The sequence below is a fragment of the Stenotrophomonas lactitubi genome (assembly GCF_002803515.1).
GTDB lineage: Bacteria > Pseudomonadota > Gammaproteobacteria > Xanthomonadales > Xanthomonadaceae > Stenotrophomonas > Stenotrophomonas lactitubi.
Window position 1 is genome coordinate 95,588 of the sequence record NZ_PHQX01000003.1, and the last position, 12,445, is coordinate 108,032.

Annotated in this window: 12 protein-coding genes; 4 read left to right on the forward strand and 8 right to left on the reverse strand. The window is 68.1% G+C overall.

The annotated features are described in order from the left end of the window. Position 1 precedes the first annotated feature (1 nt). The 4 genes from CR156_RS21985 to dmeF form a co-directional block, all read right to left on the reverse strand. Entirely contained in the window at positions 2 to 844 is an 843-nt protein-coding gene (locus CR156_RS21985) for a class I SAM-dependent methyltransferase (RefSeq protein ID WP_100554597.1), read from the reverse strand. A 78-nt stretch (positions 845 to 922) separates the two neighbouring features. Next, positions 923 to 1,246 (reverse strand): hypothetical protein, encoded by a 324-nt coding sequence (locus tag CR156_RS21990; protein ID WP_100554598.1) that lies wholly within the window; start codon positions 1,244 to 1,246, stop codon positions 923 to 925. Between the two features lie 75 nt (positions 1,247 to 1,321). After that, on the reverse strand, positions 1,322 to 1,738 hold the full coding sequence (locus CR156_RS21995) for a hypothetical protein (RefSeq protein ID WP_089238360.1): 417 nt from the start codon (positions 1,736 to 1,738) through the stop codon (positions 1,322 to 1,324). 91 nt (positions 1,739 to 1,829) lie between these two features. Then, positions 1,830 to 2,807, reverse strand: coding sequence for a CDF family Co(II)/Ni(II) efflux transporter DmeF (gene dmeF / locus CR156_RS22000; protein WP_100554599.1), 978 nt, complete (start codon positions 2,805 to 2,807; stop codon positions 1,830 to 1,832). Between the two features lie 46 nt (positions 2,808 to 2,853). Between dmeF and CR156_RS22005 the strand changes: the two genes are divergently transcribed. Continuing rightward, positions 2,854 to 3,138: a metal-sensing transcriptional repressor gene (locus tag CR156_RS22005; protein WP_100554600.1), complete on the forward strand. Its 285-nt coding sequence runs from the start codon at positions 2,854 to 2,856 to the stop codon at positions 3,136 to 3,138. A 90-nt stretch (positions 3,139 to 3,228) separates the two neighbouring features. On the opposite strand, the gene CR156_RS22010 is transcribed toward CR156_RS22005, so the two are convergent. Beyond that, a complete protein-coding gene (locus CR156_RS22010; RefSeq protein ID WP_089238366.1) occupies positions 3,229 to 3,600 on the reverse strand; it encodes a MerC domain-containing protein in 372 nt (123 codons plus the stop codon). 69 nt (positions 3,601 to 3,669) lie between these two features. On the opposite strand from CR156_RS22010, the gene CR156_RS22015 reads away from it, so the two are divergent. After that, on the forward strand, positions 3,670 to 4,998 hold the full coding sequence (locus CR156_RS22015; protein ID WP_100554601.1) for a GTP-binding protein: 1,329 nt from the start codon (positions 3,670 to 3,672) through the stop codon (positions 4,996 to 4,998). A 195-nt stretch (positions 4,999 to 5,193) separates the two neighbouring features. On the opposite strand, the gene CR156_RS22020 is transcribed toward CR156_RS22015, so the two are convergent. Both CR156_RS22020 and CR156_RS22025 read right to left on the reverse strand, forming a co-directional pair. Continuing rightward, a complete protein-coding gene (locus CR156_RS22020; RefSeq protein ID WP_100554602.1) occupies positions 5,194 to 6,801 on the reverse strand; it encodes an ATP-binding cassette domain-containing protein in 1,608 nt (535 codons plus the stop codon). Positions 6,802 to 6,967: 166 nt separating this feature from the next. Beyond that, positions 6,968 to 7,867: a LysR family transcriptional regulator gene (locus CR156_RS22025; protein WP_100554603.1), complete on the reverse strand. Its 900-nt coding sequence runs from the start codon at positions 7,865 to 7,867 to the stop codon at positions 6,968 to 6,970. A 228-nt stretch (positions 7,868 to 8,095) separates the two neighbouring features. On the opposite strand from CR156_RS22025, the gene CR156_RS22030 reads away from it, so the two are divergent. Continuing rightward, positions 8,096 to 9,274, forward strand: coding sequence for a serine hydrolase domain-containing protein (locus tag CR156_RS22030; protein ID WP_100554604.1), 1,179 nt, complete (start codon positions 8,096 to 8,098; stop codon positions 9,272 to 9,274). After that, positions 9,271 to 10,455 carry an MFS transporter gene (locus CR156_RS22035; RefSeq protein ID WP_100554605.1) on the forward strand — a complete coding sequence of 395 codons (1,185 nt, stop codon included), beginning with the start codon at positions 9,271 to 9,273 and terminating at the stop codon, positions 10,453 to 10,455. The genes CR156_RS22030 and CR156_RS22035 overlap by 4 nt, the downstream gene beginning before the upstream one ends. A gap of 288 nt (positions 10,456 to 10,743) precedes the next feature. Here CR156_RS22035 and CR156_RS22040 read toward each other — a convergent pair whose 3' ends face one another. Beyond that, positions 10,744 to 12,366 carry an EAL domain-containing protein gene (locus CR156_RS22040; RefSeq protein WP_100554606.1) on the reverse strand — a complete coding sequence of 541 codons (1,623 nt, stop codon included), beginning with the start codon at positions 12,364 to 12,366 and terminating at the stop codon, positions 10,744 to 10,746. Positions 12,367 to 12,445 lie beyond the last annotated feature (79 nt).

The window sequence follows — 12,445 nt, forward strand, 5'->3', positions numbered from 1 at the left end:
CTCAGCGCTTGATGGCCAGCACGCCGTCCAGCGCCAGCTCGGCCTTGAACCCTGCCTTTTCCAGGCGCTTGGCCACTTCGCGGGGCACGTCGCGGCCGCTGGTCAGTTTGTTCGGCGCGCCGGTGTAATGGAACAAGCGACCGCCCTTGCGGATGACGCGGGCGAGGTGGTCGTAGAACACCTGCGAGTACAGTTCGCCGGCGATGCCGAAGCGCGGCGGGTCATGCAGGATCGCATCGACGCTGTTGCTGGTCACCTGTTCGATCTGCTGCGACACGTCGCCGTGGCTGAAGTGCAGGCGACCGCTAGCGGCAGCTGAATCCGGATCGGGCGACCACGGGTTGAGCGTGCGCAGCCACATCACATCGGCGTTCTTTTCGAACGAGCGGATCTGGCCGACGCCGGCCTCCAATGCACAGGCGGCGAAGTAGCCCAGGCCACCGCAGGTATCGAGGATGATCTTGCCTGCGGGGGCGACCAGCTCGACCTTGCGGCGCGCGTCCTCGAACGGCGACAGCTTGGAGGTCGGCAGCATCTTGATGCCGTCGATCTCGAAAGTCGGTGCGCCCCACTCGGTCGGCACCAGCTTGATCAGCGAGCCGCTGAAGCGGGAGATGGCGGAGAACTCCTCGCCATCCCAGTAGTACAGCGTGCGGTCCTTCAGCTTGCCCGGCCACGGGTAGTGCTGGCCACGGAAGGTGAAACCCTCGGCACCCAGCTGCGCTGCCTCTTCGTTGCGCCCCAGGTCGAGCGAGCCCTGCCATTCGGTGGTGCCCTTGTCATGGGCACGGCGCAGGGTGTCAGCGCTGTCGCGGGTCAGCAGGGGGCCGGAGTAATGGGGCACGGTGGGTAGCGCAGGGTGGCTCGGGGGAGGGCATGGTACCGCAGGCGCTGTGCCGCCGAGCCGGACATGGGCGCGGCGCTACCGCAGGTCGGTGCAGCTGAATCCGTGGATGGTTCCCTCTCCTGAGATCATGCCGACACCTCGTGAGGGCTGCATGCCCTCCAATGCGCAAGATCGGCGATGGGCATCCTGGGTGGCGGCTGGCTGCCGGTCAAAGTCGTAGCGCATGCTGCCGTCTTCCTGCAGCAACCAATGCACGGTTACACGCTCGGCGCGTTGCCCTTCGATTTCCCAGTCAAAGGTGCGCATCACCACGACCTTGCCGTCATCGGTCTCACGCACCTCGTCATAGGCACCCTGGGTCTTTGCGGTGCCTGCGGCCAGCAGGAGAAGAAAGAGCATCGGTATTCCTCCTCGAAACCGGCAGCGTGTGCCAGCAGCATCGCTGAGGCCATGGGAAGAATTGCAATCTGGTCGCTACTGGCACTTCACCGCATACACCGGCCCCGCCCCGATCAACAGCAGCGCCATGTAGTCGCTGTCGCGTGCCCGGGCCTTCAACGTGGCGCCGTCCTTGACATGGAAGATGCCGAAGCCGCCGGCCATGCGGATCAGCGCGCTGTCGATCTGGTCGGCGTCGTCGCGGAAGTACTGCTGGATGTCGCTGCGGCTGGCCTTGTACAGCGCGTTGGGTTCGCGCTGCCATTGGCCGTCACGCTCGAAGGACACGAAGTACTGGCTTCCTTCCTTTTCGATGCGGAACTCGGCGGACTTGCGCGGACTGGTGGCGAAGCAGCCGAGCATCGGGTCGGAGGAGAACGGCAGCTGTGTGTCGCCGGAACAGGCCACCAGCAGCAGGAGGGCACCGGGCAGCAGCAGGCGGAGCGCGCGCATGGGATGTCCCGACGGGGCAGGTGCGGCCAGTGTAGGCAGTACGCGGTGGCGCCCGGTACAGATTTTCGGCAAGAACCGCGACCCGCTGGCGTCACGCGCTGCGATGGATCTCCACTGTCACGTGCACCAGCTCTTCATGGATCGCCAAGGCCTGGCGCACGGTATCCGGGTCGAGCGTGGCATCACTGGTGACCACGCAGGCAGCAACGGCGTACTTGCCGCGCCCCACCTGCCACACGTGCAGGTCGGCCAGGCGTGCCGGCCACGGGCCCTGCTCGATCACCTCGCGCACCTCGGCCACCACCGGCGCGTCCATCTGCGCGTCGAGCAGGATGCGACCGCTGGCGCGCAGCAGACCGATCGCCCACACGGTGACCAGCACCGCACCGACCAGGCCCATCACCGGGTCCAGCCAGGTCAGGCCGAGCAGTTTGCCGCCCAGCAGGGCGACGATGGCCAGCACCGAGGTGGCGGCGTCGGCCAGCACGTGCACGTAGGCCGAACGCAGGTTGAGGTCGTGACCGTGCGAATGGTCGTGATCGTGGTCATGCCCATGATGATCGCCATGGTCGTGCCCGTGTCCGTGGCCATGATGGTGATGCGCATGACCGGGGCTGTCGTGCAGCCACCACGCGCACAGCAGGTTCACGCCCAGGCCGACCACGGCGATGGCGATGGCCTCGTTGTAGTGGATGGGTGCGGGCACCCACAGCCGTTGCAGCGATTGCACGGCCATCAGCGCGGCAACACCAAGCAGGGCGATGGCGCTGGTGTAGCCGGCCAGGATCTCGATCTTCCAGGTGCCGAAGGCAAAGCGCGGATCGTGCGCGTAGCGGCGTGCACAGCGGTAGGCGAACACCGAGAGGCCCAGCGCCAGTGCGTGCGAGCTCATGTGCCAGCCATCGGCGAGCACGGCCATGGAATTGAACCACCAGCCTCCGACGATCTCGACCAGCATCATGCTGACGGTGAGCCACATCGCGCGACGGGTATTGCGTTCGGCCAGCGGGTTGCCGTCGTCGAAGCGGTGTTCGTGGCGGCGGGCAGCGGCGAGGGCGTCCAGGTGCATGGCGGCAGTGATGGATGGATACCCCCATAGGGTATATGATCCGCTCATGGCGCATGTACACCGGAATCGAAAGCAGCTGCTGACCCGGATCCGTCGCATCGGCGGCCAGGTGGCGGCGTTGGAGCAGGCGTTGAACACGCCCGAGGGCGAAGCAGGCGACTGCGCCGACGTGCTGGTGCAGGTGGCCGCCGTGCGTGGCGCTGCCCATAGCCTGTTGATGGAACTGCTGCACGAGCACCTGCAGGAACACGTGGTGGGCGCGGAAGACCCGGCCCAGCGGGCGGCCGAAGCCGAGGTGCTGGTGGAGCTGCTGCGCCGCTACGGCAAATAGCCGGGCAATGCCGGCCGTTGGCTGGCAACCTCATGAACTGCGGACGTAGCCTGCAGTTGCCGGCCAGCGGCCGGCACTACCCCTGCGGTGTCATCGGTGCCGGTGCCGCGCGTTCCAGATGTGCGTGGCGGCCAGCAGCAGGCTGCCGGTGACCGTCAGCGGGGTCTCCCACGCGTGCGAGGGCAGCGCCAGGGCGCCCGCCATCAACAGGGCCAGGCCGATACCGGCGCTCAGCCACGCCAGCGCAGGCAGGGGATGTCGGCGTTCGGCCCGCCACAGGGCGAAGCCAGTCATCGGCAGCGCGATGGCCACGAAGACCAGGTGCACCCATTCCGCTTCGGCCCAGACGCCGAACAGCGGCAGCGCGGCCGCCAGCAGGGGCAGTGCCAGGCAGTGCAGCAGGCACAGGCTGGACAGGGCGACGGCACCGGCATCAAGCAGGGCGGCTGAGGGCGACTTCATGTGGGGAGGTTCCTTGCGCGACAATTGTTATACAGTAACATTTCCTTTCTGCAGCCAACCCAGCCCCAGATGAACGCTATTTCCCGCGCCGACCGTCGCCTTCCGGTCACCGTGCTCTCCGGCTTCCTCGGTGCCGGCAAGACCACCCTGCTCAACCAGATCCTGCGCAACCGCGATGGCCTGCGGGTGGCGGTGATCGTCAACGACATGAGCGAGGTCAACATCGATGCGCAGCTGGTGCGCGATGGCGGCGCGGAGCTGCGTCGCACCGAAGAGACGCTGGTGGAGTTCAGCAACGGCTGCATCTGCTGCACGCTGCGCGATGATCTGCTGCAGGAGGTCCGGCGCCTGGCTGACAGCGGCCGCTACGACTACCTGCTGATCGAATCGACCGGGATCGGCGAGCCGATGCCGGTGGCGGCCACCTTCGCGGTGCGCGATGAGCATGGCTTCAGCCTGAGCGATATCGCGCGGCTGGACACGATGGTGACGGTGGTGGACGGCAGTGCCTTCCTGGCCGATTTCGGTTCGACGCTGCGCTTGGCCGAGCGTGGCCAGCAGGCGGGGCCGGACGATGATCGCGGCGTGGTCGACCTGCTGTGCGAGCAGGTGGAGTTCGCCGACGTGATCGTGGTCAGCAAGGTGGACCAGGTGGAAGAGGAGCTGCTGCAGGACACGCTGGCGGTGCTGCGCGGCTTGAACCGCGACGCGAAGCTGCTGCTGTCCAGCTTCGGCGACGTACCGCTTGCGGAGCTGCTGGATACCGGCCGCTTCGATTTCGAGCGCGCGCAGCAGGCTCCGGGCTGGGTGAAGGAGCTGCGCGGCGAGCACACGCCGGAAACCGAAGAGTACGGCATTGCCAGCTTCGTCTACCGCTCGCGACGGCCGTTCCACCCGGCACGCTTCGCACGCACGTTGCAGCACGGCATGCCCGGGGTGATCCGCAGCAAAGGCTGGTTCTGGCTGGCCAACCGCATGGACTGGGTGGGTGAGTTGAACAGTGTGGGCGCGGCCACGCGCACCCAGGCGGCGGGCTTCTGGTATGCGGCGCGCGAGCGTGTGCGCGCTGGCCAGGAGGACACCACGCCGCTGCTGCCGCCGACGCCACTGCCCTACAGCGATCTGGGCTGGGCCCGGCAGCAGGCCGACTGCTGGAGCGCGCCGTTGCCCGATGCACAGGAATTCCCGGACGCGGCAGCGCACTCGGCGATGGCACGCCTGTGGCACCCGCTGTGGGGTGACCGCCGGCAGGAGCTGGTGGTGATCGGCGTGCACATGGACGAGCGCGCGGTGCGCTCGGCACTGGATGCATGCCTGCTCAACGACGACGAACTGCAGGCCGGCCCCTTGCTGTGGCAGCAGATGCCGCAGACGTTCCCGGTGTGGAAGCGCGGATGAGTAGATCCACGCCATGCGTGGATGAACGCTCGGCTGGCAGTAGATCCACGCCATGCGTGGATGCCAGCCGGCGGGAGCCGAGCATGGGCTCGGCTCTACAGCTCATCGCTTCCAATGGACGTGGACGCATTGCCAGCCAGTAGATCCACGCCATGCGTGGATGCCAGCCGGCAGGAGCCGAGCATGGGCTCGGCTCTACAACGCATCGCGCCACTGCCAACCTGCATCACCGACCTGCAGCACCTGCGTTGGCTGCAGGGCCTGCAGGAGGTGGGTGTCATGGCTGACCATCAGCAATGCCCCCGGCCATGCCGCCAACAGCTCTTCCAGCGCCTGCAGCGCGGCCAGGTCCAGCGCGTTGCCCGGCTCGTCCAGCAACAGCAGCTGCGGGGCAGGATCGGCATACAGCACGCTGGCCAGCGCACCTTTCACCCGCTCGCCATCGCTGAGGCTGCTGGCCGGGCGCTGGATGCGCTGTGCATCCAGGCCCAGCAACGCCAACCGCGTGCGCAGCTCAGCCGGATCGGCCTTGGGATGGGCAGCCTGCACCGCGTCGAGAATGCTCTCTTGGCTGCGCAGATTCAGCAGCTGCTGGTCGAGCAGGGCCAACGGCGCGTGCCGATGTACCTGTCCACTGTCTGCGGGCAGCTCGCCGGCCAGCACGCGCAACAGCGTCGACTTGCCGCTGCCGTTGTCGCCGACCACTGCAATGCGCTGGCCACGACGGATCTCCAGCTGCAGTGGCGCCCGACAGCCGCGCGGCAGCACCAGGTCATGGGCCTGCAGCAAACGGGCTTGGCCACGCTCGCCTTCGCCACTGAACAACGCCAGTTCCGGCGCCACGTGCACCGCTGCTGCGGCGGCGCGCACCTGTGCGGCGCTGGCCAGCAGGCGATCGTTCTGGATCTGCTGCGCACGCCCATGGCTGGCTTCGGCGCGCTGCTTCTGCCGACCGAGCAGGATCGGTGCCTGGTTGGCCTCGCGTGCCTCGCGGTTGCCGCGTGCCTGGCGCTGCTGCTGGCGCTCGTGCTGCTCGCGCGCGCTGCGTTGCTGCTGCCGGTGCTGGGCGCGGACGTGGTCAAGCTGGGCGGCGGCGGCCTCGCGTTCGGCGGCACGCGCGTCGGCATAGTGCTGCCACGGCCCGCCATAACGTTGCAGGCCGTGCGCATCCAGTTCGACGATCTGCGCCATCTGCGAGAGCAGGCCACGGTCGTGGCTGATCGCCAGCAGGCCGCCCTGCCATTGCTGCAGCTGTGCATACAGTTGGCGGCGGTGATGGGCATCGAGGTGATTGCTCGGCTCGTCGAGGATCAGCCAGTCCGCGCCGCTGGCCCACGCGCCCGACAGGGCGACCTGCATCGCCTGGCCACCACTGAGTCGCGCGGCGGGCTGCGCGGGATCAAGGTCGGCCGGCAGCTGCATTGCCTGCCACTGCTGCTGCAGGCGTTCGCGCAGGTTCCAGCGGTCGCCGATGCAGGTGAAGTCGGCTGCATCGACGCTGCCCGCTTCGATGCGCGCCAGTGCCGCCAGTTCGGCGCCTACGCCGGCCAGTTCGCCGACCGTGCCACGTGGTGGATAGCCGGGTGTGGGCAACAGGAATACCTGGCCACCGCGGTGCACGTGGCCCTCGTCGGGCGACAGCTGACCGGAGAGCAGGCGCGCGAGCACGCTCTTGCCGACGCCGTTGGCGCCGACCAGACCGGTGGCCACTGGCTCGAAGGAAAAGGACAGATTGGAAAACAGCGGTCGGCCATCGGCCAACCGATACGACACGCGATCGAGCGTGAGGGAATGCGAAGTCATGCGACCTCCATGGATGCCTGGTTCTCCCCTGCGCGCAGGGGCGGGAAGAGTCGGGCCGTCTAGTGCGAAGACGGCGGCATCACTGGCGCATTGGTCGCGAGCCTCTATGAGGAATGAGCGGGCAGTATAGCGCCGCGAGCTGAATGGTCGCGGCCGCTGCGCCGCGTTACGGCACCGTATCCAGCCGCGCGCCGACGAATTCGATGAACACCCGCAGCTTCGGCAATACGTGGCGGCCCGACGGCCACAGCAGGTGGAACGTGCCGCAGGAATGCACGTGCTCATCAAGCACGGTGACCAGCCGGCCGGCAGCGAGTGCATCGCGTACCGAATGCACCGGCACGAACGCCAGGCCACCGTCGCGCAGTGCCAGTGCCACCCGTGCCTCGATGGTGTTGGCGACCAGGTGCACCGGCAGTTCCTGTGCCGTGTCGCCCTCGGGCCAGAGGATCGGCCACGGTTCGAGTTTGCCGCTGCTGGGGAAGCGGTAGTGCAGCAGGCGGTGCTGCAGCAGGTCCGCCGGCGTCTGCGGCGTGCCATGCCGTTGCAGGTAGGCCGGCGATGCGACGACGCGGCGTGGGAACACACCGAGGCGGCGCGCGGTGAGACGTGAGTCGCTGGGCTCGCCGACACGCAGCACGGCATCGAATCCCTCTTCGATGACGTCGACCAGTCGATCGGAGAAATCCAGCTCCAGGCGGATGTCGGGATAGGCGGCCATGAATTCCGCCATCAATGGCAGGGTAAGGTCGCCCACCAGCGGCAGGCTGATGCGCAGGGTGCCGCTGGGGGTTGCATGCTGCTGGGCCAGTTCGGTGCGCGCGGCGTCGCGCTCGTCCAGGATGCGCCGGCAGCGCGCCAGGAACAGCTGGCCCTCGGCGGTGAGGGTGATGCTGCGCGTGCTGCGGTGGAACAGGCGTACACCGAGCGCCTGTTCCAGCCGGGCCACGCACTTGCCGGCGGCCGAGGCGGAGATGCCTTGTACGCGGCCGGTTTCGACGAAGCTGCGGGTGTCCGCGGCGTGGACGAAGGTCTGCAGGTTGGCCAGGTTGTCGAGGACGGACATGGGGAAGATCGCTGCGAAAGAGGGCAGGGTAGGCGGCGGTCGGCATGCGCGGTGACGCAGCCGGTGCAACAGTGCGGTGCGGGTGCTTGGCGGGTCGGTGCGGCCCAGTGGTTCCGGGCATGATGCCGATTGCGGACCTTGCGGTCCATGATGCGCGGAGCCCGGCCCCGCTTTTTGCGGGCGCCGAAGCTGCCTACCGTGGCGGGCCTCTCCCCACGGATCACCCCGATGACACTCGCCTTCCCTGTTGAAACTGCACCGGCACTGCCCGCGGTGAGCGCGCTGCTGCAGGCCGTGCACCCGCAGCGCCTGGTCGGTGCGGTGGTGCTGGTGCGCGAACACGGCGTGCTTCGCCATGCCAGCGCCAGTGGCCTGGCCGATCGTGAATCGAATACACCGATGCGCCGCGACCAGCTGTTCCGGCTGGCTTCGGTGAGCAAGCCGCTGCTGACCACTGTGATCCTGCGCCTGGTGGCAGAGGGTGTGCTCGACCTGGATACGCCGGTGCAGCGCTGGTTGCCGGCGTTCCGCCCGGCACTGGCCGATGGCAGCCAGCCATCGATCAGCCTGCGCCAGTTGCTCAGCCACAGCAGCGGGCTGGGCTACCGCTTTCTGGAAGCCGACGCCGAGGGCCCTTACGCGCAGGCGGGCGTAAGCGATGGCATGGACGCGAGCGCGGTGACGCTGCAGCAGAACGTGCAGCGCATTGCGCAGGTGCCGTTGCTGTTCGCGCCGGGCAGCCAGTGGCTGTACTCGTTGGGCGTGGATGTGGCGGGCGCAGTGGCTGAAGCAGCCAGCGGTGAGACCTTGCAGATGTTGTTCGACCGGCTGCTGGCGCAGCCGCTGGGCCTGCGCGACACCGCGTTCGCCACCGGCGAGGGCAGCCGTCTGGCGACGCCGTATGTCAGTGACGTACCGCAGCCGCATCGCTTGCAGGAGGGCGAGGTGGTGGCGGCGTTCGAGGGCTCGGTAGGCATCGAATACAGCCTGGCACGGGCGACCGATCCACACCGTTATCCGTCGGCCGGTGCAGGGCTGGTGGGTACCGCTGACGAGGTGATGGCCGTGCTGGAGGCGCTGCGCGATTCGTGTGTTTCACAGCTGCTGCCGGACAGCTTGATGGCACAGATGGGAACGCCTCAGCTGGGCGAACTGGGACCTGTCGATCCACCCGGTTGGGGCTTCGGCCTGGGCTTTGCCGTGCTGCGTGATGCCGCAGCCAGCGGCACGCCACAGACCGTGGGCACATGGCGCTGGGGCGGTGCCTACGGCCATAGCTGGTTCGTCGATCCGGCGCGCGGCCTGAGCGTGGTCGCGCTGACCAATACACTGTACGAAGGCATGCATGGCGCGTTCGTGGATGAACTGCGCGATGCGGTGTACGCCGATCTGGAGACGGCGCGATGAGCGGCCACGCGATCGATGCCGGGGCACCGGCCGGTGATGCAACGCGTCTGCCGTGGCGTGGTCTGCTGGCCTTGGCCGGTGGTGGTTTCATCACCCTGCTGACCGAAACGCTGCCGGCCGGTGTGCTGCGGCCGATGGGCGAGAGCCTCGGTGTCAGCGATGCGGCAGCAGGACAGCTGGTGAGCGTGTACGCACTGGGCTCGCTGCTGGCTGCGTTGCCGATGACCGCGCTGACCCAGCGGCTGCCGCGTCGTCCGCTGCTGCTGGCGGCGATTGCCGGCTTCATGGTGGTCAACACCGTGACCGCGCTCAGCCACGACTACGTGCTGACCCTGGTGGCGCGCTTCCTGGCGGGTGTGGGCGCGGGCCTGCTGTGGTCGCTGGTGGCCGGCTACGCCGCGCGCATGGTGGTGCCGGAACTGCAGGGCAGGGCGATCGCGGTGGCGATGATCGGCTCGCCGCTGGCGTTGTCGCTGGGGGTGCCGGCCGGCACGTTGCTGGGCCAGCAGATCGGCTGGCGCTGGGCGTTCGCGTTGATGAGCGTGCTGGCGGTGCTGCTGCTCGGCTACGCGCGATGGGCGCTGCCCGCATTGCCGGCGGCCGGCGCAGGCCGGCGCATGTCGCTGGGTTCGGTCTGGCGCATGCCCGGCATCCGCAGCACGCTGCTGGTGATGGTGCTGTACGTGCTGGCGCACAACGTGCTGTACACCTACATCGAGCCGTTGGCGGTGCAGGCCGGCGCGGGCGGTTGGCTGGACCGGCTGCTGCTGGCGTTCGGCATCGCCGCGATCGTGGGTATCGCCATTGCCGGCTGGGGCGTGGACCGCCATCTGCGCGCGCTGGTATGGGCCAGCGTGATCGGCTTCGTGATGGCGGTGGTTTCGCTGCTGCTGTGGCCGGGCGTGCCGGGTGTGCTGCTGCTGGTGACGATCCTGTGGGGCGTCGCGTTCGGTGCCGTACCAACCCTGTTCCAGACCGCGCTGGCGCGCCGTGCCGGCGCCGCTGCCGACCTCGCGCAGTCGATGCTGGTGACCGGCTGGAATCTCGCCATCGCCGCCGGTGGCGTCGGCGGCGGCCTGATGCTGCAGGCCAGCGGCGCACAGCACCTGGCCTGGTTGCCGTTGCTGCTGCTGGCAGTGTGTGCAGCCTGGCTGTGGGCCCGCCCGAAGGCCTGGGCATAGGCGTCGATCAACGGTGACGGGGTTGCCGGTCAGCGGCCGGCACTACAGAGAGCAGAACGTGCGAGCGCAGCGACCCGCTGTTGTTTTTCTCTTCTCTCTTACGTGGTGGAACGCCGCAGAGATCTGTCCCGGGTCGGGCGGGGTGGGTACGCGGGGGTGTCCGCGGCATGGATGCCGCGGCCAAGCCTCCATGGACGGATTCACGGCGTCCCCCGCGTATCCACCCCGCCCGACCAACCCACGAACCGCTCTTAGCGACCCACCACGAGGGGCCGCGCCGTTCGCCGACTACTCCTCCCCCGCCTGCTCACGCTCGAACGGCACGCTACGCGGATTCTGCATGTGCTCCCGCGCCGCGCCGTACTGCTGCTGGCGCTTGCGGTGGAAGGCGATGAACTCATCGCGCGGCAACGGCCGCGAGAACAACCACCCTTGGCCGAACTGCACGTGCTGGCTGTGCAGGTAGGCCAGCTGCGCTTCGGTTTCCACGCCTTCAGCCACCACCCACAGGCCCAGCTCGCGGGCCATGCCGATGATGTGCGGCGTGACCGGGCTGGTCGCGCTTTCGGTGCCGATCGCATCGATGAAGGACTTGTCGATCTTCAGTGCATCCAACGGCAGCTGCTGCAGGTACTGCAGGCTGGAATAGCCGACACCGAAATCATCGATGGCCACGCTGTGACCCGCGCGTCGCGCCGCCGCCAGCATGGTGCGCGCACGGTCGATGTCGAGGAAGCCATGTTCGGTGGCCTCCAGCCAGATCTGCTGCGGCAGGATGCCGCTGCCGGCCATGCGCTGCGAGATCACCTTCAGCGCCCGCCCGCTGCTGATGTCCTCGGCCGCCAGGTTGATCGCGATGTGTGCACTGCGATCCTCGGCCAACAGTTCACGCATGTCGGCAACCACGTTCTCGATCACCAGATCGGTGATGGCGGCGATCATCCCGGCCTCTTCGGCCAAGGGAATGAACAGGTCCGGACGCACCTGCGTGCCGTCGGGTCGCTGCCAGCGCACCAGTGCTTCGGCGCCGACGCAGATGCCGGTATCCAGTTCGATGATCGGCTGGTAGTGCAGGTAGAGTTCGCGGCGGCGGATGGCGATGCGCAGTTCGCCGCGCATCGACAGCCGTCGTCGCGACAGCCAGATCACCAGGCCGGCACCGGCGGCGGCCATCAGCAGTCCCAATGGCACGAACAACCACGCCTGCTGCCGGAACGTGGCCGCCAGCGCGGTGCGCGGGGCGGTGGCGATCGCCAGCCATTCACCGCTGCGCGCGCTGGCATACAGGGTGCTGCGGTCCAGGCCCTCGCCGGGCTCGCGCAGCAACTGCTGCAACAGGGTCGGGTCCATGCCGTCCTGCTGGGTCAGCAGCCGTCCATCCGGGCTTGCCAGGGCCAGCCGCACGTCTGGATCGACAATGACATCGACGAAGCGACGGGGGTCGACCAGCACGTCGTACGACCCGTACATGATGGACAGCATCGGCCGCCGGCCCGCCGCCTCGGGGCGCACGTCCACGGTGATGCCGACGCCATCGCTGGTGACGTGGTCCGGCGTGGGCTGGTCCACATCCCGCAGGAATGAGCCCCACGACGTGCAGCGCAGCTTGCCGCCCTCGAAGTAGCCCATCTGGTCGGACGACGGCGTGGTCATCACCAAGGTCTGCATGCGCTGGATGTGTTCGGCCCCGCAGGGCGGCAGCACCGTGGCCTCGGCCGACTTCAATGCCGCCAGCGCTTCCTGGTAGGACACTTCGGTACGGCGCAGGCTGCGCTCGGCGATGGCATGCAGACGCTGTTGCTCGACGCTGACGGCGCGATCCCAGGTGGCATAGACCATGACCGCGATCGGCACTGCAGCGGCCAGCACGGCCAGTACGGTGCCGCCGATGATGACCCGCAGTCGGCTCATGACCGGGGCTCCAGAGAGGTGTGCAGGGCTGGGCACATGGGCGGGGCCGGTCCTTGGGCGATGGCGGTATATGAACACG